Here is a 21,250-nt window from a genome sequence, read left to right as displayed (position 1 = left end):
ATTACATCAGGGCTTAATAGCTAATTTATATCCGATTTAGAATCTTAATCTTCGAATTAATTCGAAGTTTCATTAAGTATGTGGATATTAGCAAAACCTTCTCTCATCCAGACTTTACTGTCGGTCTTGGAATCTCACCAAGTCAACTGCCATAGCAGCTCGCGGACTATACCGCCGGTCGGGAATTACACCCTGCCCTGAAGATTTTATATTTATTTGTTGATTTTGACAACTTTATTATCTCATAGGATAATTATTTTGTCAATTCAATTTTGAACAGTTGTTAAACAGTTGTTGAACAATAGTTAAACTATCGTTAAACCATCGCTAAACCAGATCCTTCACTAGCGTTCAGGATGACAATTCTCAATTGATCTACTTAACTCTTTTTCCGTCAATAATAGTAGCATAAGTCTTGCATCCTATATCTGTTAAAGGATTGCCATCGAAAATCACTATATCTGCATCTTTACCTACTTCAATACTTCCTACTCTATCTTGTATGCCTAATATTTCAGCTGGATTAATAGTTATAGCTTTAAATGCTTCCATCTCATCTAATCCTGCTCTTACTGCTAAGCCTGCACATATTGGAAGGTATTGTAGTGGAATAACAGGAGAATCTGTCATTATGGCGATTTTAACTCCAGCATTATGTAAAGTAGCAGGAGTGTCAAATGTTAGATTTCTAAGTTCAAATTTAGACCTATCAGAAAGAGTAGGTCCTACTATAGCAGGTTTTCCTTCTTTTGCAAGATGCTCTGCTATTAAATGTCCTTCTGTACAGTGGTCAAGTGTTAAATCCACTTCAAATTCTTTTGCTATTCTTATAGCTGTAAAGATATCATCAGCTCTATGAGCATGAGCCTTAAGAGGAATTTCTTTTCTTATAACCTTAGCCATTGCTTCCATTTTCATATCATATTCAGGAGCTTTTGAAGGATCGTCCTTTGATTTTTCAAGCTTTTCTACATATCTTTTTGCTTTCATCAACGTGTCTCTTAATATTGCAGCAGTAGCCATTCTGGTAGATGGTGATTTTTTTTGGCTTTCATACACTCTTTTTGGATTTTCTCCAAATGCAACTTTCATAGCTAAAGGCTCTTTAACTATCATATCATCTATTCTATCACCATATGTTTTTATAGCAACAAACTGTCCGCCTACTACATTTGCACTACCAGGACCTGTAGATACGCAAGTAATTCCACCTTCACGCGCTTCTTTAAATGTAACATCCATTGGATTTATAGCATCTATTGCTCTTAGATGAGGTGTGACAGGGTCAACCATTTCATTTCCATCACTGCCTTCAAATCCTATACCATCTTCCCACATTCCTAGATGGCAATGAGCATCAATAAATCCTGGTGTCACTAATCTGCCTTCTGCATCAATGATTTTTGCATCAAGTGGTGCAACTATGTCCTTAGCTATCTCCTTTATTTTCCCATTTTCTATTAAGATGCTACCATTTTCAATTATACCAGATTCAGCCATTGTATAAATCCTAGCATTTTTAATTAAAAGCATTATTATTCCCCCTTAAATATTGTAGTCATACTTTCTATTATATTAGATAATTGCCCTATGTAATTACAGAACGCTATTGACAGCATTAGTCAAATCCTCAATTGTAAATGGCTTGTCTAATACAAAGTCTATGCTTTTATAGCTTTTATCTTTAAACCTTCCAGGCCAGCCAGTAGCTATGATGAATTTGATTTTAGGGTTCGCTTCCTTGACTATTTTGCTCAATTCAGCACCATTTAGTTCAGGCATAGCCAAATCACATATAATTATATCATATTCTTTTTGCGATAGTCTATGTATTACATTTTCACTGGAAGTTTCTAGCTCAGAATGTATTTCAATTGTTTCAAGCATCTGTACTACAGTTTCTCCAACTTGCTGTATATCATCTACTACAAGAACATTTAGGTTTTTCGCTATATTTAAATCAATATTGGCATCATTCTTAGGGCTTTCAATACTTTCAGATTTTTCAATATATCTATCAAAATATAATTTAAAAATTGTACCTTTCCCAACAACGCTTTTAAGCTGGATACTTCCTTTGTGCTCTTCTATAATTTCTTTTGCAATACTAAGTCCTAATCCCGTTCCCTTAGTACCTTTTGTGCTGTAAAAAGGTTCAAATATCTCTCTTATGGTTTCATCAGGTATTCCTATGCCAGTGTCGCTTATTTCAACTACAATCTTATCATCAATATCCTCTGTTCTAATAGTTAGAATCCCGCCTTCTTCCATGGCGTCCATAGCATTTGACAGTAAGTTAATAATCACTTCTCTTATTTCATGCTCTATACAATAAATCTTGCTGGTAGAGTGAAGTCCTTTTATAATTTTTAACTTGTTACCATAGGATTCATAGAAATTTTTCCATCTTGGCCTTGCCATCTCTATACCACTTTCGACTATTGAGTTTATTGGATAAACATCTCTTTTATCATTAAATTGTTTACGACTGAAATTCTGCACTCTCTCCACTATTTTTTTCCCATCTAGAGCTGATTTATAGATAATATCCATATACTGTCTTATATCATCATTTAGTTCATGAGTTAAAGCGATTTGTGAAAATCCTAATATTGTAGTCAATAAATTATTGAAATCATGAGCGATTCCTCCAGCCAACTCTCCTAAGGCCCTTAATTTTTCAGTTCTAATAATGCTCTTTTGATAATCCTCATACATCTTTTGCTTCTGTATAAGTATCCATAATGTACTTCCCAAAGTCTCTAAGAAATGAATATGTTCAAGGAGAGTTTCCTTTTCTTTATGAGAAAATAATAGCATTATTTCGGTAGAATTATTGTTATCAAATTCTATAGGTATTGTTATTAGTGTCTTAAAATTATACTTCCTGCTAATATATTTTTGCTGTGGAGTTTCAAATTCTTCTTCTGATATTATAAATACTTTATCCTTTATTGATTCTGTAATTATCTCACTTTTAAATCTATGATTCTTTACTTCTTCTAAAAAGCCCTCTGGCACTTTATATGTACCTTCAATGGTTCTAATAATGTCCTCTTTTTTTAGGTATCTAGCTATATATCCAAAATCTATTCCTACTAATTCTGCTATTTTTATTAACGCGGTTTCTAATAAATCATTATTGCTCTGTCTATAGGATGCATCTAATATTAATTCGTTTAGAAATTCTAACCTTTCGCTTTCTTTATTATGCAAAGTCCTATTCATTATATTTCCCCCTGTATTTTTGGCCTAAAGCATACAGTTATGACGATTTAGACTTCTTTCATACTAAGTGAAATCCTCCCCTTCTCAACGTCTACGCTGAGTATCCTTACATTTACGATATCACCTACAGAGACTACATCCATAGGATTCTTTACAAATTTATTAGACAAATGCGAAATATGAACTAAACCATCTTGTTTTACCCCAATATCCACAAAAGCACCAAAATCAACTACATTTCTTACAGTACCTGTCAGTATCATATCAGGTTTTAAATCTTCCATCTTTAGTACATCGGTCCTAAAAATTGGTTTTGGCATTTCCTCTCTAGGGTCTCTACCTGGTTTCTTTAACTCTTTTATTATGTCTTTTAAAGTAGGTACTCCTACTTGTAGCTCCTCAGCAAAACTTTTGATGTTTTTCTCATTTACAATAGAATCAATTCCTTTTAGCTTACCTGCTCTAACATCTTCTTCAGAAAATCCAAGTTTTTCAATAAGTCCTAATGCAACATCATAGGATTCTGGGTGAACAGCAGTGTTATCTAGTGGATTACTTCCATCAGATATTCTCAAAAAACCTGCACATTGAACAAAAGTTGCTTCTCCTAATCTTTTTACTTTAAGGAGTTCTTTTCTACTATCAAATTTCCCTGTTTCTTCCCTATAATTCACTATATTCTTGGCAACACTTGGTGATATCCCTGAAACATAGCTTAATAGTGATACAGAAGCAGTATTTAAGTCTACTCCTACATTATTAACACAGTCCTCAACTACTCCTTTAAGAGTTTCATCTAATTTTCCTTGGTTTATATCATGCTGATACTGCCCTACTCCTACGCTTTTGGGGTCAATTTTCACTAGTTCAGCAAGAGGATCTTGAAGTCTCTTACCTATAGAAATAGCTCCTCTTATAGAAACATTTATATCGGGATATTCTTCATTTGCAACCTTTGAAGCCGAGTATACAGATGCTCCTGCTTCGCTGACAATAGTGTAATACACTTTTCTATCAAGGTCTCTCAGCATTTCTGCCACTATCATCTCTGATTCCCTTGAAGCTGTACCATTTCCAATAGCAATAATATCTACATTATGTTTATAAATTAAATTAATGAGTTCTTTTTTTGCTTCTTCTACCTTATTCTGAGGTTCTGTTGGATAAACAGTAGTATAATCTAAGAGTTTTCCCGTTTCATCTACTACTGCAATCTTGCATCCAGTTCTATAAGCAGGGTCAAAGCCCATAACTACTTTGCCTTTTACTGGCGCTTGCATAAGAAGAGGCTTCAAATTAATGCCAAAGACTTTTATAGCTTGTTCTTCTGCTTTTTCTGTAAGTGTGTTTCTTATTTCCCTCTCTATAGAAGGAGAAATAAGTCTTTTGTATCCATCTTCAATGCTAGAGAGTAAATAAGGCGTAGTAATAGCCTTATGATTAGTTACAACCTTTGATTTCAATATATCCATTATTTCGTCATCTGGACTCTCTACCTTCACCTTTAAAAACTTCTCTTTTTCTCCTCTATTAATAGCTAATATTCTATGATTTGCAATTACTTTTACTGGTTCCTTATAATCATAATACATTTCATATACAGAATCAGCTTCATTATCTGTTGCAGAAGTGACAACTATTCCTTTATCGAATACAATCTTTCTTATTATTTCTCTAAATTCAGCATTGTCAGATATTGTTTCTGCTATGATGTCCATTGCTCCCTGATAAGCTTCTTCTATAGAGTTAACTTCTTTTTCTGCATCAATAAAAGGAGCTGCTAATTCATCTAAACTTCCTTGATTAATCTCTTGAGACAATATTATCTCCGCCAATGGCTCTAATCCTTTTTCCTTAGCAATTGTAGCCCTTGTTCTTCTCTTAGGTCTATAAGGTCTATATAAATCCTCTACTCTTTGGAGAGTTTCCGCAGACAATATTTCCTTCTTTAATTCTTCAGTTAGCTTTCCTTGTTCTTCGATTAGCCTTATGACTTCATCTTGCCTACTCTCAAGATTTCTTAAATATGTAAGTCTTTCAAACAAATCCCTTAGTACAACATCACTTAACTCACCAGTCTGTTCTTTTCTATATCTTGCAATAAAAGGTATTGTATTACCCTCATCTATTAGCTTTACTGTGTTTTCTACTTGGAACTTTTTTAATTTAAATTCTTCAGTCAATTTTAAAATTATATTCAATAGACTCTCTCCTTTTTACTTTTGTTTTATGTGTCAAAACAAGGATTCAGATACATCTGAATCCTTCATACCATCTTAGTTAACTTTAAACCCTTTTATCATTTCGCTTAGATTATCTGTCATCTGATTAAGTTCTTCTATAGACTGATTTATCTGATGTATAGCAGATTGTTGCTCTTCAGTACTAGCCATTATAGTCTGCGTTCCTGCGGCTGTCTGCTGTGATACAGAGCTTACCTGTGCAATAGAACCTTCAATTTTACTCATATTATCAGAGAGCTCCTGCACTACTATAGCAAAATCTTCAACACTCTTAAAGACTTTATCTGTTTCATTAACTATTTTTTCAAATGAAACTATTGTCTTTTCTATAGCTTGGCTACCCTTATCAACTTCTACAATCCCTTCTCCCATGGATTTTGATACTCTGTCCATTTCTTCTTGTATTTGATTTATTAGTATTACAATGTTATTTGAAGCATCGCTAGTCTGTACTGCCAAATTCCTCACTTCATCTGCAACTACTGTAAAGCCCTTACCATACTCACCTGCTCTAGCAGCTTCAATAGCTGCATTTAAAGCAAGAAGATTAGTCTGCTTTGATATGTCATCTATAAAAGTTATGATATTTCCTATTTCTTTAGTACGTTCATTTAACGTAGATATTTGCTTAGCTGATTCCTTTACCTTAGAAGCTATAGAGTACATTGAAGTTTTTGTACTCTCAACATCTTTTGATCCTTCTTTAGCAATATATGAAGCCTCACTGGTAGCCATTAATATTGTGTGGGAATTGTCATCAACTTCTTTTACATTTTTAGATATTCCTTCTACTAAGCCAATAGTATCTTCAACGCTTTTTAGTTGGTCTTCTGCCCCAGTTGCAACTTGATCTACGATTCTAGTTATTTCTGCAGAAGCACCAACAGTTAGTTCTGTGCTTTGGCTTAAGCTTTCTACATTGGTCTTAAAATTAGCTACTATTCCATTGACATTAGATATAATTGCGTATAATGAATCCACCATTTTATTAAACTCTTGTTGAAGCTTACCTATTTCATTATGAGAGTCTATTTTAACTCTTTTTGTTAAGTCTCCTTTGCCTATTTCATCTACTGTTTTTACAAGGTTTACTATAGGTGCAGAGAATCTCCTGGCAATAATAGAAGTCAAAAGTACTATAATAAGTACTGCAATTAAAGTCACTATTAATGTTCTAGTTAAGTTAGCAACTGCAGCTTTGGTTATCTCGCCTTTATGTTGCTCTACAACAACTCCAAAGCCTGTAGAAGGCATATAAGTATAGGCTCCTATTACAGTTTCACCATTTTCATTTTTATATGTACTTACATCTGAATTTCCTTCTAATACCTTAAGTACTCCTTCTATTCCTGCTTCTTTAGCATTGAAAGGTATGAATACTTTATTTCTATAGTCAATATGTACAATCATTACTCCATTTCTATCCACCATGTAAGTATTACCTGTTTCTCCAATTTTATATTCTTCTGCTATCTGAGCTAAATCCTTTAAGCTTATATTAGCTGCAATAACTCCTTTAACTTGATTTGCCACATTCTTTATAGGCATGGAGATAATTATTTCTGGTATCATTTCTTCTATATGTGAATCTGATACATATCTATCTTCTGCTAAAGTCTTTTGAAACCATTCTTCCTTTTCAACACTTATATCAGTTTTCATGTTTTTACTTGATATAATCTGATTTCCTTCTGCATCATAAACTTGAATAGAATTTATGCTATCATACTCATAAGTTATCTTAGTAAGAATTGCCCTAGACTTATTTTCTTCTAAATAAAAGAAATCATTAGTTAAATACAATGACTTTAGAACATCAAACAATCCATTTATTTGTGCATCAACTTGACTAGATATTGATTTGGCTATGTTTAAATTTGATTCTTCAATACTTCTAGTATTTTTTTCGGTTTCAGTAAAATAATTCATAATTCCTATTAATAGCATTGGTAAAATTGCAAGAATTAAAACTACTTTAGCAATCTGGTTTCCTATCTTCCTTCTCATCTTAAAATCAGTTGTAACGTTCTCAGATTTTTTAGCATGCTTTTTATTTTTCCCTTTCTTAGCATTATTTCCGGTATTCTTTAGTTTTGTCTTTTTGGTTTTTTTCACTTTACCCACCCTTTCAAAGAAGTATAGCAGTCTTAATTAACCTGGTAATTTAAAGTCAACACATACATTATTCTACATTTTATTGTTTTTTCCTTCATTTTCATAAAAATAGTAAGTTGTTACAGTTTCTTAAAGTATTAAGCAAAATAGTCATCCACAGATGACTATTTTGCTTTGTATTTTAAATATTCGTTCATGAACATATCTAAGTTCCCATCCATAACACTAGAAGTATTGCCTGTCTCAGCATTTGTTCTATGATCTTTAACTAAACTATATGGATGAAAAACATAAGACCTTATTTGAGAACCCCAACCGATTTGGTTATACTGTCCTTGAATATCCTCTATTCTCTCCTTTTGCTCAAGCTCTTTAACTTCTATTAGCTTTGCCATAAGCATCCTCATAGCAGTGGCTTTATTACTATGTTGAGATCTTTCATTTTGACATTGCACTACTATGCCTGTAGGTATATGGGTAATTCTTATGGCTGAATCCGTAGTATTTACGTGCTGACCACCAGCACCTCCTGACCTATATGTGTCTATTTTTAAATCATTTGGATTTATATCTATTTCTATATTTTCATCAAGCTCTGGAAATACATCTACTGATGCAAAGGATGTATGTCTTCGTCCTGAAGAATCAAATGGCGAAATCCTAACTAGTCTATGAACACCCTTTTCGGATTTAAGGTATCCATAAGCGTTTATTCCTCTTATTAAAAGAGTTACGCTTTTTATTCCTCCCTCAGTATCAGAGAGGATATCTAGAATTTCTGTAGTGTGGCCTTTTCCTTCTGCCCATCTTTTATACATTCTCAAAAGCATCTCTGTCCAATCTTGTGCCTCTAGTCCACCTGCTCCTGAATGAATAGACAGTATGGCACCATTTTTGTCGTATTCACCCTTAAGCAAAGTTTTTATCTTTAGGTCATCAATTTTTTGTTCAACAGCATCTGTGTTTTCTCTTAAGTCTTTTTCAACTGAATAGTCTTCTTCCTCTTCTGAAAGCTCTAGAAGTACTTCTACATCCTCTAGCTCTGCTGAAAGTTCTTCGTACTCACTTATTTTGTCTTTCATAAAAGTGATTTCCTGCATTGTTTTCTGAGCTTCCTGTACATCTCCCCAAAAGTCTGGCTTATAAGTCTTTTCTTCTAACTTTTTTACTTGTTCTCTAAGACTGCCTAAGTCAAAGAGAAACACCAACCTCTGATAATTCCTCTCTTAATTTAGAAATTCTATCTCTATATATTTCAAATTCTATCAAATAATCAGCTCCTTCTTTTCTCACCATCTATATCACCTGTTCCCGGAATATGAATAAAATACACACTCACGGTTTCGGTCACGAATAATTCTATAGCTCATTCCGATAAAAAATCCTACAGCTTGCAAACTCGCTTCGCTTAATGGAGTTACAGAAATCTTTGATTTCGTTGTAAGCTCCTTATGTCAGCGTTGGCTGACCTACATTAATATACTTGCTTAACGGATTTTTCACCTCCATTCGCTAAGAATTATAGTCGTGTCCTGCAAATGTTCGCTTAGTATTTTATTCATATTCCTCTATTGAAATTTGTCATCATTCATTTTTCCCACAGCACTTCTTATATTTCTTTCCGCTTCCGCATGGACATGGGTCGTTTCTACCTATTTTTTGTCCTTTTACTATTGGTTTAGCTTTCTTTTCTGATTCACCGTGACTTGCACCTGTCACCTTAGCTACTCTTTCTCTTTCAACTTTTTCAGGCCTTTCAAGGTGAAACAATGCTCGAACAGTATCCTCTTGTATGCCCTTAGTCATTTCTTCGAACATGTCAAAGCCTTCTACTTGATAAGCTATTACAGGGTCTTCATTACCCATTGCTCTTAAGCCTATACCTTGTTTTAGCTGATCCATGGCATCAATATGATCCATCCATTTTGTATCGACTACCCTTAGTAATATAACTCTTTCAAGATCTCTTATGACTTCTTCGCCTATTTCTTTTTCTTTGCTCTCATATAGCTTTGTAGCTGTATCTAGCAATGCTTCTTTTAGGCTTTCTTTTGTAAGCTCTTCAGGTCTTTCAAAAGTCACCATACCTTTAATAGGCATAAATCCTGAAATATTGTCAACAAGACCATTTAAATCCCATTCTTCAGGATATTTTAAACCTTCTGTAAAAATGTTAATAGCAGCATCTATAATATTTTCTGCCATTGATAGTATATGTCCTCTTAAATTCTCCCCTTCAAGAACTCTTCTTCTTTCGGCATACATGACTTCTCTTTGCTTGTTCATAACGTCATCATATTGAAGAACATGCTTTCTAATACTGAAGTTACGCCCTTCTATTCTTCTTTGAGCACTTTCTATAGATTTTGAAAGGAGATTATGCTCTAGTGGCTCATCATCAGGCATACCAATAGTATCTATCATACTCTTTATCTTATCACTACCAAAAAGCCTCATTAAATCGTCTTCTAGTGATACATAAAACCTTGATGAACCAGGGTCTCCTTGACGTCCTGCACGACCTCTAAGCTGATTATCAATACGCCTTGATTCGTGTCTTTCGGTACCTATTATATGAAGTCCTCCTGCTTGTATTACCTTCTCTCCTTCTAAAGCCGTACTTTTTTTAGCTTCGTCTAATAACTCTCTATAGATTTTTCTCGCATCAAGTATTTCTTGGTCATTTGTTTCTGCGAAGCTATCTACTACAGAAATCATCTCATCAGTATAGCCTTTTTTCTTCATTTCACTCTTTGCAATAAACTCAGGATTACCTCCAAGTACTATATCTGTACCACGACCAGCCATGTTAGTAGCTATAGTCACGACACCAAATCTACCGGCTTGAGCTACTATTTCTGCTTCTCTTTCATGATGCTTTGCATTTAACACCTCATGCTTAATACCTTCTTTTTTAAGCATTTTACTTAGTATTTCAGATCTTTCAATTGAAATAGTACCTACAAGAACTGGTTGCCCTTTACTATTCTTCTCTTTTATTTCATCTACTACTGCTTTAAATTTAAATTCTTCATTTTTATATACAGCATCAGGATAATCGTTTCTAATTACTGGTTTATTTGTTGGAATCTCTATAACATCGACATTATATATTTCTCTAAATTCATCTTCTTCAGTTTTAGCTGTACCTGTCATACCTGAAAGTTTTTTATACATTCTAAAGTAATTTTGGAATGTAATAGTTGCAAGCGTTTTAGACTCTCTTCTTACATCAAGGTTTTCTTTTGCTTCTATAGCTTGATGAAGTCCTTCACTATATCTTCTACCAAACATAAGCCTTCCAGTAAATTCATCAACTATGATAACTTCTCCATCCTTCACTACATAGTCAATATCTCTCTTCATTAGGTTGTTAGCCTTTAGAGCTTGATTGATATGGTGAGATAGCTCCATATTTGAAGGATCAGCAAGGTTTTCTATACCAAAGGCTCTTTCCGCCTTTGCTACTCCTTTTTCTGTAATAGTTACGTTTCTAGATTTTTCATCCACCACAAAATCTACTGTTTCCTCTTTATATTCTCTATCTAACTTACTTACTTTTTCTTCATTAGGGTCTATTATTCGACCTTTAAGTGTCTGCACAAAAGCATTGGCAGCATAATAAAGCTTAGTAGATTTGTCACCTTCTCCAGAAATAATAAGAGGTGTCCTAGCTTCATCAATTAATATACTGTCTACCTCGTCAACGATTGCAAAGTTCAGTTCTCTCTGAACCATTTCATGTTTATATATAACCATGTTATCTCTTAGATAATCAAATCCAAATTCGTTGTTAGTTCCATAGGTAATATCGCAGTTATATGCCTGCCTTCTTGCACTGTTGTCCATATCATGTAGTATACATCCTACAGATAAGCCTAAAAACTCATACACCTTACCCATCCATTCCTTGTCTCTTTGAGCAAGGTAATCATTTACTGTAACAACATGAACTCCTTTTCCAGTAAGTGCATTTAAATATACAGGCAGTGTTGCAACAAGTGTTTTACCTTCACCTGTTTTCATTTCAGCTATTCTACCTTGATGAAGAACAACCCCTCCTATTAACTGTACCCTATAATGCTTCATGCCTAAAACTCTATGAGCTGCTTCTCTAACTACAGCAAATGCCTCTGGTAATATATTATCTATTGTTTCGCCTTTTTCAAGTCTATTTTTGAATTCTCCTGTTTTAGCTTTTAATTCATCATCAGAAAGTTTATGCATTTTTTCATCAAATGTTTCGATTTCTTCTATTATAGGCTCTATTCTTTTTATCTCTCTCTCACTATGAGTACCAAAGAATTTTTCGAAAAACCTCTTCATAAATCTCACCTCTCATATTTTTTGCCTTATCAGTTTATTTTATCATTGATGTCAATTAATTACAAGTGAACAAAAAACAATAGTTGAACAGTAGTGTAACAGTAGTTAAACCATCGTTAAACTATCGCTACACAATCGTTAAACTATCGCTAAACTATTGTTAAACTATCGTTCCACCATCATTAAGCATTGATACTCTCCAGCATTAATTTATTTCTGCAAGTTTCTATTATATTCTACTCTTATATCTGAACTTAACCATATTAGTTCTATCGTAGCTTTCGTTAGTCATGACCCCTTGAACAAATAAAAACAAGCCTAGGAATATAAAAATATCACCAATACTCAGTATTTGAGGAGAAAAATATGGTGGTGGAATAGTGACTATTTTACCAAGTAGTCCGTACTTTGAGGATACATCAAGTGGTATGTAAAAAGCTAGTTTGCCTGATAAGGTTAGTTCTGCCAACTCTGAATATCCTGCCAAAATAAGTCCATCGATAGACACAGGTGTCCTCCATCCATTAGCAAACATTACAAAAATATTTAGTATCATCCCCAATAATATAATCAGTAGAGTTCTATGCCTTATATTAATTACAATTCCTATAAATAGGAGTATGTAAGAAAGTATATTAAGCTCTCTTATATACTTTAGAACAAACTCATTCCCATTAACCCCAAATAATATTATAGTAGCTTGAATAATCACTGCTAAAATAAATACCCAAGTATTTTTAAATTCTAGTTTTGATAACCTAGAAAACTTACCCCCTCTTATCTTGCCAAAGAAAATAGCTATAATCATACTTTCTATTAGCAAAGTTGATCCCCCCTTTTTTATCTACCTTGTTTATTGTAAATATTCTATATTTTTAAACTAATTCCTTTTAATATTATTTAAAAACTTATTTTGTTGCTATAGCATAGTTCAAAAAATATAAAAGCGACAGATAGCCTCTGCCGCTTATGTAAAAATAATTCAATTAAAATTCTGGTTCAATTAATCCATAATTCCCATCTTTCCTCTTATAAACAATATTCACTTCATCTGTTTCTGCATTTCTGAATACGTAAAAAGCATGTCTAAGTAGTTCCATTTGTAGTACTGCTTCCTCGGCATCCATAGGTTTCATTGCAAATCTCTTTGTCCTGACTATACTAGGTTCTTTTTCATTTTCCACTGCTGGAAGCGCCTGGAAGTTCTCAAATCTAATAGTTTCAAGTCCCTTGCTTTTCTTTTGGAGTTTAGTCTTATTCTTTCTTACTTGTCTCTCTAAGACATCTATGGCCTTGTCTATTGATTGATACATGTCGTCAGTAGATTCTTCTGCTCTAATAATAGCACCTGAAAAAGGAATTGTTACTTCAATAATCTGCCTACTTTTCTCAACACTTAATGTAATGTCAACTGGAACATCTTCGAAAAAATATTTGTCTAGCTTGCCCATCTTCTTCTTAATTACATCCTTTAAAGCATCTGTTACTGCCATGTTTTTTCCACTAATAGTAATTTTCATAAACTTCAACTCCCTTCAGTTTAATTATTAAGTTATAAAATCTATATTCAGTTGTTAAATATAAAATTCTACATAAAATTTATATATCCTTTTAATTATTTAAATTTTATAATAATTCACACATCTACGAAATCAAATAAGATATAAAACAATATAGAATTTGTTAAATATATGATACCCACTACGTATATTAATTAACATTTTTTTATCTTTTTTATCAGATTAATGTAGAGAAGATTTCTTGCTTGTCATACTAGGTAAAAGTAAATGTTCCTATTATTTTAAGTTAAAGTGATATTAATGTAATTCGACTTAATGTAGAATCATTAACTTATTTACTAGCTAGAGTCTTTGTCCACTTTTTTTGTTATAAAAATACTTTAATATAAAAAAATAGTTAATGTAATATAATCTTTTTTGCCAATTTTTGATTTTTTTCTTTGCTAACTATTATTTTTCATACACATATAGTATAATTATTCAAGATAATATCCACAACTTTTTTGTTACTTAATTGTGGATAAATAACAGGGTATTCTGTGGATAATGTGTATAAGTCTGTGGAAAACTGTTTACTTGCCTATATACTACTGTGGAAAACATGTGTATAAAAAGTGGAAAACTTTATAATGTTTTCATTATTATACAGTAGTAATTTTGCCAACTAAATATGGATTTATACTTATTCTTTTCATTGTGCTCATACCAACCCTATATACTATATCTAGTGATAATAAGAAATAGTTATTAAATGGCTGAATTTTCCCATTTGATTAGTTAGGATAGAATAAAATTTTTCAGATGAGGGAAATAATTAAATATTTAAAATATTCTGATAAAATGACTTTACAAATTTTATAGAATAATGTATAATGTAGTCAATAGGATATGGTAGCTCTATATCAACCGTCTCCACAAGAAAGTGTAGTACCATTATATTGAAAAATTTGTTTGTTGGTACGTTTTACAAAGTAGTAAGTTAGTTTAGAATTAGAGTTTTAAGAGTAATAAGTAAAGTCTGTAGTTTAGTTTTAAAATTTAGTATCTTATATTTGGACGTAAGTAGGAAGTGTGATGAATGTTGTTAAATGACAGTCCACCAAAATCAGCTAGATGGTTGATGTATCTACCGTAAGTCCTATTTAGATAAGCAGACAGCTTTCAGGTTAAGAAGGCTGTCTGTTTTAATTGCTTTTATGAAAATATAATTAATAAGGATGGTTACATTGAAAATAGGCATGAGAACAATAAAAACATCAATTGCAGTTACAATAAGCATAACTTTGGCTTATATTCTTAAACTTAACTCTCCTTTTTTTGTAGGAGTTGCAGCCATTATAGCTATGCAAGATAATCTAGTAGATTCTTATAGAATGGGAAGGAATAGAGTACTTGGAACTATACTTGGAGCCGTAGTAGGACTTTTAGGCTCTTTAATATCTGCTGGTAACCCAATAATTATCGGAATAGGAATAATTATAGTCATACATCTTTGTAATAAGTTAGGATGGAACAAATCCATATCAATAGCTTCAATAGTATTTATTTCTATTACTTTGAATGTAGAAGAAGGTAGTGAATTATATTATAGCTTAAATCGTATCCTAGATACTATAGTGGGAATTGTTGTAGCTGTTATTGTTAACTTTATAATTTCTCCTCCACTTACTAAAGACAAAATATATTCCATATCAATAAATATAATAGATGAATTCTCTCAAGCTATTAAAACAATCGTAGTGAGTGAAGGAGCAATTAAAAAAAGTTCCCCTTTAAAAGAAATAGAAGACAAACTTGGTGCAATAAATAAGGAATACCCAATATTAATGAAGGAAATAGATATTAAGCTATATAGAAAAGATTTATGCGATATTAATCTTCAACACTCAAAGGAACTCATAAAAAAACTCTATAATAATATAAATATATTGGTTGAAATGGGATCAGGATTTAATATTGATTTAGAGAATTGTAAAATTTTAAACAAAATTTACGATCTTGAAATAATTGGTAGTGATAACCTTAATAATTTAGATATGGTATATAATTATCACTTAAAGACTTCTTTAGAGATACTTGAAGAGCTTAGAGAAATATTTGAAATGTCTTCTTAAAGAACTAGAAAAGAGACTGTGCTAGTTCACACAATCTCTTTTCTAGTTAATTCCTTTCATCTATAAACATAGTGCCATTATAATCTGAAAAATAACCTTTCGCCATTTTTTGCCCTTGTCTTAGATTTTTCAACCTTTCTTTTGTTTCTTCAAATTTTTCATTCATTATAATATTATTCTCATCATCAAGGCTTTTTAATGACGCTAGTACAGACTTTATTTCATTCAATCTGTCTATTAGAATCTTCGCGTTAGGATATTTCATGCTATCAAGCTGGCTTATAGTTTCTACATCAATAATAGCTTTTAGTTCATTAAATTTTAATTTGTATAAAGAATCTATTTCATCTATTTTCCCTATTTGGCTTTGTATATTGACTAAAATAGACTCCATATCTTCCATGTTTTCCTGCTGAATAGCTTCCTTTTGCCTTGGTTTAAGACTTAAAATAATGTTTAGACTTTCAAGCTTTTTTTTAGTTAGTGCTATCATTTCGTATATAATATCATTCACCATATTATCCCCTAGCCTATAAAGCTCCATATTTAATCTTTCTAGCTTCCTTCATAGCTTCCTTCCAAGTATCTCTTATTTCTTCTATTAATGGTAAAGCCTCATCTAAAAATTTTACATCTTTTTTGATATTTGCATCTATTAACTTTTCCAAAATAAATGTATATATGCTTCTAAGGTTATTAGATATTTCATAGTTCATATCTAATGTATTATTTAACTCCATAATAATATCTTGTGCTCTTTTTATAGCATTATTTGCTTTCTCTATTTCCTTATTTTCTATGTGTAGCTTCCCTAAATTAATAAATTTAATAGCCCCATTATAGAGCATTAATGTTAATTCTTCAGGAGATGCTGTCATTATAGAGTTTTGCTGATATTGCTGATACATATTGTTATAGGTCATTGCTATATTCACCCCTTCAGTAATTTTACATGCCAAGCTGCTGCATTAACCAGGAACCTTGGTTGTTCATCTGTTGTACGAACTTTTCCATAGCTGCAAATTGATTATAATACTTGTCTTCTTTTCTAATCAACAATGCATTTAAATCACTTATTCTGTTATCTATATCACTAATATCCTTATCTAACATGCTTATACTTCCATAGTTTGTAACAAAATCAATCATGATTTTTGAATTAATATTTCTAAATAAGCTTGATTCTTCTCCAGGACCAGCTTTATTTACAATCTGCTTCATACCTTCTATCATGGTGTTGTACATTCTAGTAATGACTCCGCCTTTTCCTTCTACTGTTTCTCCGGGAATCAAGTTGCCATTTGCATCTTTTGCAGGGACTGGCCCTGCTTCTTTAAATAACAAATCTAATACACCATCTACATCTTCTGATATGGCTTTTCTTAGCTTTTCTTCATCTATTTCTAACTTTCCTCCAATAGCACCTGCAGCCCATTTTTCTGTATCTATGCCTATCTCATAAAGTGCCTTAAATGGTCCTTCTATACCTTCTACCCCATTATATAAAGAGTTTCTTAAATTTTGCATAGTACTAGAAATAATAGAGTCATTTCTTAAAAGCCCACTTTTAGCTTTTTCTTCCCATAGCTCTATTTCTTTTTCTTTCATGGCTTCTTTTTGCTCTGCTGTTAAAGGTCTATAGTCTCTATACTGTTTTTCTCCGAGAAGCTTGCCCATCTTGTCCACTATTTCATTGTATTTATCGACGAAGCCTTTAATCTTGTCATATACTGCATCTGTGTCAGTGTCTACTCTCACTGTCGTGCTTCCTGTAGTTCTTAAATCGAGATTAATACCGTTGATAGTAAATTGATTAGTAGATTTAGTGATGTTTTCTGCACCATTGAAAGTTATCTTAGCATCAACACCTTTATATGTTGTCTCAATACCTAATGCCTCTGGAATGAGATTACCATTGTCATCATATGATGTTACATTTAGCTTTAATGCTTCTATGAATTTTTGGCCTGCGTCTGAATAAGTGCCCGTTCCTGTTTCTGGATTAAAATCGTATAATGCATCCACTTTAAGAACTGCATTTTCACCTGTAGTAGTTGTCTGTATAAAAAATCTATCAATACTTGCATCATAAGATACCTGTACTCCAGCGTCTGATGCATTAATCTGTTTAACTACGTCACTTATTTTATCAGTTCCATTAAAACTAAATTCTTTATCATTTATTCTAAACCTTATTATGTCGCCTTCAGTTAAACCTTCAAACTGGCTTGCTAAATTCTCGCTGTTTCCACCATCTTTTGTAATATTAGCGCTACTAGCAGCCTTCACTCCATCAGCTAATCTATGTACTGTTACATCATAACTACCATTTACAGCTTCAGATGTAGTACTTACCTTAACTGCACTTTCATTAGAAGATACTGCTCTTTTTACCCAGTTTAAGCTACTCAATGACTTGTTAAATATAGCTCCTGTAGAAGTACTTCCCGATAGCCCAAATTCTTTTTTAGTATTTAATATAAAGTTTGCAAAATCTTTATTTATCGAATTATATAGTTCTTGTCTCCATTGTAGTACTTGCTTGTCCTGTTGCACCCTATCTACTTTTGCTCTTTCTACTTTCATCAAATCCTTAATCATTTGATCTGTATCTATCCCAGTAGCTAGTCCAGTTATTCTTATGCTACTCATAATATTTCACCTCAATTTAAATTTTCTTATCTACAATTATTCCCGCCAATTCCCATAGTTTTGCTACCATATCTAATATTTTCTCAGGAGGAATTTCTCTTATTACTTCATCAGTATTTGTATCTATTACTTTAACAGAAATATATCTAGTTCCTTCATGTATTGAAAATTCTAGTCTCCTGTCATAAGGATTAATAGCTTTATTTACACTGCCTATTGCCGACTTTATCTCTTCTTCAGTGTATTTTCTCTGAGAATTTGGTTCTACATTTTCTACTTTCTTATCAATAGATAATTCTGAACGTACTTTTTCACCTGTTGTTAACCTTTGTGAATTATATTGCATATCGTTAACACTTATATTATCTACTCGCATGCTAACTCCTCCTATACCAAAGATTATCTATATTTAATATCGACAGTAAAAAGAAAAACTTTAATTCATAAAAAATACTCCTCCTTACAGTAAACAGTTTTATTATTTTATCTGTCTACTATAAGGGGAGCATAGCATTATTTGTGTCTACTCAAGGATTCTTATATTTCACTAATTGTAGGAATGAAATCATTATAATTGCTAAAACTAACTTCTTTTGAATAATCAGAAAGCTTTCCAGTATAAATATGATTAAGCTCTTTTATGTTCATGAAATCATTAGGAGTAACTAACCCAGGTCGCTTATTAAACAGGTTTAAACCACTTTTTTCTAAAACTGTAGCTACAAATTGAGAACAGAAATATCCATATTCTCTTTCAATAGGAACCTTCACAATCACACCTAATAGACCAATAAAACTATACACGTACTTATCTTTTTCTTTCTCAAATTGTTTAATTACTTTTTTCATACGATAATAAATACCTCTATCTACTTCTAGAGAAAAAATAGAACAGGTAGTTTCACTAAAATATTCGTAGATTTCACTATCTATGCTTTCTATGACAAATCCTCCCCATAAAGGATTATTGTATTTTTTTCTACCAAAACTATAGAATCGTCTTAAATCTTTACTAAAAGAAATAGCAACATGATTATAAGGAGCTTTGGTATATGCTTTGATAATCTTTGTTGGGAAAGAGCCTGTATTAGTAAGTAAAATATATATTGTTCTTTTCTTTTTCGATTTAATACTTTCCATGTAAAACTCTCCTACTTATTATAGAATAATATTTACTTCATAATCATACTCTGGACATCTATTTTCTTCAATATATACCTTAGTAAAATAGCCATTTCTCTCTACTAAAAGATTTTTACACTGAGGGCAATAAGTAGCACTGTTAACATTAGCTACATTTCCCAAGTATACATAATTCAAATGCCACTTTGCTATTTCTCTTCCTTTAAGCATTGCTTCACTTTAGTAGGAGGATTGCTCATCTTGTAATTTGGAAAATACCTATTTAAATGTAAAGGTATATTTTTATCTAGTCCTCTGATATTGTGCAATTATGAGGACATAAAAAGCATTTTAGTTTATTGTTGTGTTTTTCGTAAAAGGATGCATCATGTAACAATATATTCACCTATACTTGATTATGTCTAATAACTTCAAACTTTTCAATAGTATAATCTTCATAAGGAAAAATCCTGCCTTTTTGGAGAGCAATGCTAAGTTGCTCTTCTACTGTATCTACTCCCTCTAAATCTGGAAGTAATAAACCGGATTTGCCTCTACTTCTTACTATGACACCATATTTTTTAGGATCAAGCTCCTCTTTAGTAGCCATCTCAGGCTCAGTAAGTACATCTACAGAAAAATCTAACTCTTCTAGTTCATCCTCTGTTACTGGAATAAATCTTGGATCATGTAATCCGGCTTCTACAGCATTTCTAATGATTTCCTGGGCTATATTTTTAGTAGTTGGGAAAATGGTGCCTACACAGCCTCTTAATTGTCCATCATTTTTCAATGATACAAAAACTCCTCTTTTATGATTTTTCATTTCTTCAGTTACATAAGAAGTTAAATTCATATATTCTCCATACATTAAATAATGTGTTAGGCTCTCACGGGCAAGTCGTATGTATGGATCAGTAGTGTGAATTTTATCCTTAAACCTTTTTCTATTCTGATCTAATAGAATAGTATAAGTATCTAAATTAGTCTCTTTTAAAGAAAAGCTCATAATAGAATATCCTACTCCAAAAGTACCTTCATAAGATAGAAGATTTCCTTTTATATCATATCCATTCATAGCTCCAAGCATCACATAATATGAACGAAGTCCGCATTCCCCTGCTTTTTCAATAGTAGTTCTGTCCATATTAAATATTCCTAATACATCTCCATCTTTAAGTAATGATATTATTTCATTGTCAAACTTTTCACCATAAGGGCTATAACCATAAGGCCCATCGTCAGTAAGCATATGAGATAAGTCGCCACTAGCAATAAATACAGCATTTTTATCACTATCTTCTACAGCCTTCTTGATACACATACCAAATTTGTATAGCTGCATTTTAGGTAGCATTCCATAAGTTATATGTACTAATTTATATTTAGTATGCTTCTTGTTTATGAAATACAAAGGTACCATAGAGCCATGATCTAACTCATATTCTATATCATATGTTTTTGCAGAATCTCTAGTCATGACTACAGTTATAATATCTTCTTTTGCTGAATACTCAATTATTTTTCTTGTCAAAGGTATATCTATTTCTAAGCTTAAGTTTACCTGTGGAGCAGAGAACCTCCCTAGATTTCCCTTAATTTTATTTTCAAATGACATTGCAATTGCATCATTAAACAAAGGTCCATGGGGTGTCACTATTATTATAGTGTCCGGTTCTATCCTAGCTATATCCTCAGCTACTTTATTAAAAGCATCAGTTGTTCTTTGTATTTTCTTCTCTTCGCCTCTGCCTATTTCTGGAATAACAATTGGAGGATGAGGCATAGTATAAAAAGCCGAAATTTTACCCATAAAAATCACCTTTCTTAATAATTGATTATCTAGTATTTTACATTTATTATATCATATAGTGAGAAAAATAATAAGACTTCCAAAGCTTATAAAAACCTGGACAAAATATTGCCCAGG

The 21,250-nt window shown here is 32.2% G+C and carries 16 protein-coding genes and 1 riboswitch; of the genes, 1 reads left to right on the top strand and 15 read right to left on the bottom strand.

Annotated elements, in window-relative coordinates; translation table 11 throughout:
* Positions 1-91: 91 nt before the first annotated feature.
* Positions 92-209, bottom strand: a riboswitch (FMN riboswitch).
* Positions 210-375: 166 nt separating this feature from the next.
* The 8 genes from ABV008_RS02940 to hpf form a co-directional block, all read right to left on the bottom strand.
* Complete coding sequence (locus tag ABV008_RS02940) at positions 376-1,533, bottom strand: amidohydrolase (protein ID WP_352418322.1); 1,158 nt, start codon at positions 1,531-1,533, stop codon at positions 376-378.
* A 63-nt stretch (positions 1,534-1,596) separates the two neighbouring features.
* On the bottom strand, positions 1,597-3,228 hold the full coding sequence (locus tag ABV008_RS02935) for an ATP-binding protein (RefSeq protein ID WP_352418321.1): 1,632 nt from the start codon (positions 3,226-3,228) through the stop codon (positions 1,597-1,599).
* 47 nt (positions 3,229-3,275) lie between these two features.
* Complete coding sequence (locus ABV008_RS02930) at positions 3,276-5,429, bottom strand: Tex family protein (RefSeq protein WP_502929735.1); 2,154 nt, start codon at positions 5,427-5,429, stop codon at positions 3,276-3,278.
* A 75-nt stretch (positions 5,430-5,504) separates the two neighbouring features.
* Positions 5,505-7,586: a methyl-accepting chemotaxis protein gene (locus tag ABV008_RS02925; protein ID WP_352418320.1), complete on the bottom strand. Its 2,082-nt coding sequence runs from the start codon at positions 7,584-7,586 to the stop codon at positions 5,505-5,507.
* Between the two features lie 164 nt (positions 7,587-7,750).
* Positions 7,751-8,855, bottom strand: a protein-coding gene (gene prfB / locus ABV008_RS02920; protein ID WP_352418344.1) for a peptide chain release factor 2 whose coding sequence is annotated in 2 segments (ribosomal slippage) — positions 7,751-8,779 and positions 8,781-8,855 — 1,104 coding nt in all. Because the reading frame shifts where the segments join, the coding sequence is not laid out codon by codon here.
* A 315-nt stretch (positions 8,856-9,170) separates the two neighbouring features.
* Positions 9,171-11,912, bottom strand: a complete 2,742-nt coding sequence (gene secA / locus ABV008_RS02915; protein WP_352418319.1) for a preprotein translocase subunit SecA — start codon at positions 11,910-11,912, stop codon at positions 9,171-9,173.
* A 229-nt stretch (positions 11,913-12,141) separates the two neighbouring features.
* Positions 12,142-12,735 carry a DUF5317 domain-containing protein gene (locus tag ABV008_RS02910; RefSeq protein ID WP_352418318.1) on the bottom strand — a complete coding sequence of 198 codons (594 nt, stop codon included), beginning with the start codon at positions 12,733-12,735 and terminating at the stop codon, positions 12,142-12,144.
* Between the two features lie 163 nt (positions 12,736-12,898).
* A complete protein-coding gene (gene hpf, locus ABV008_RS02905; RefSeq protein WP_352418317.1) occupies positions 12,899-13,432 on the bottom strand; it encodes a ribosome hibernation-promoting factor, HPF/YfiA family in 534 nt (177 codons plus the stop codon).
* 1,238 nt (positions 13,433-14,670) lie between these two features.
* On the opposite strand from hpf, the gene ABV008_RS02900 reads away from it, so the two are divergent.
* Positions 14,671-15,546, top strand: coding sequence for an FUSC family protein (locus ABV008_RS02900; RefSeq protein WP_352418316.1), 876 nt, complete (start codon positions 14,671-14,673; stop codon positions 15,544-15,546).
* Between the two features lie 46 nt (positions 15,547-15,592).
* Here the strand turns inward: ABV008_RS02900 and flgN are convergent, their stop codons facing one another.
* The 7 genes from flgN to amrA all read right to left on the bottom strand — a co-directional run bounded on the left by flgN (position 15,593) and on the right by amrA (position 21,133).
* Positions 15,593-16,060, bottom strand: a complete 468-nt coding sequence (flgN, locus tag ABV008_RS02895; RefSeq protein WP_352418315.1) for a flagellar export chaperone FlgN — start codon at positions 16,058-16,060, stop codon at positions 15,593-15,595.
* A gap of 16 nt (positions 16,061-16,076) precedes the next feature.
* Complete coding sequence (gene fliS / locus ABV008_RS02890; protein WP_352418314.1) at positions 16,077-16,469, bottom strand: flagellar export chaperone FliS; 393 nt, start codon at positions 16,467-16,469, stop codon at positions 16,077-16,079.
* 25 nt (positions 16,470-16,494) lie between these two features.
* On the bottom strand, positions 16,495-18,198 hold the full coding sequence (gene fliD, locus ABV008_RS02885; RefSeq protein WP_352418313.1) for a flagellar filament capping protein FliD: 1,704 nt from the start codon (positions 18,196-18,198) through the stop codon (positions 16,495-16,497).
* 16 nt (positions 18,199-18,214) lie between these two features.
* Positions 18,215-18,574, bottom strand: coding sequence for a flagellar protein FlaG (locus ABV008_RS02880; RefSeq protein ID WP_352418312.1), 360 nt, complete (start codon positions 18,572-18,574; stop codon positions 18,215-18,217).
* 161 nt (positions 18,575-18,735) lie between these two features.
* Complete coding sequence (locus tag ABV008_RS02875; RefSeq protein WP_352418311.1) at positions 18,736-19,338, bottom strand: hypothetical protein; 603 nt, start codon at positions 19,336-19,338, stop codon at positions 18,736-18,738.
* Positions 19,339-19,356: 18 nt separating this feature from the next.
* Entirely contained in the window at positions 19,357-19,551 is a 195-nt protein-coding gene (locus tag ABV008_RS02870; RefSeq protein WP_352418310.1) for a hypothetical protein, read from the bottom strand.
* Between the two features lie 175 nt (positions 19,552-19,726).
* Entirely contained in the window at positions 19,727-21,133 is a 1,407-nt protein-coding gene (gene amrA / locus ABV008_RS02865; RefSeq protein WP_352418309.1) for an AmmeMemoRadiSam system protein A, read from the bottom strand.
* Positions 21,134-21,250 lie beyond the last annotated feature (117 nt).

It is taken from the genome of Proteiniborus sp. (genome assembly GCF_040308045.1).
Lineage (GTDB): Bacteria > Bacillota > Clostridia > Tissierellales > Proteiniboraceae > Proteiniborus.
The sequence above is the reverse complement of the archived record's forward strand: the minus strand, read 5'-3'. Positions and strand labels throughout refer to the sequence as shown.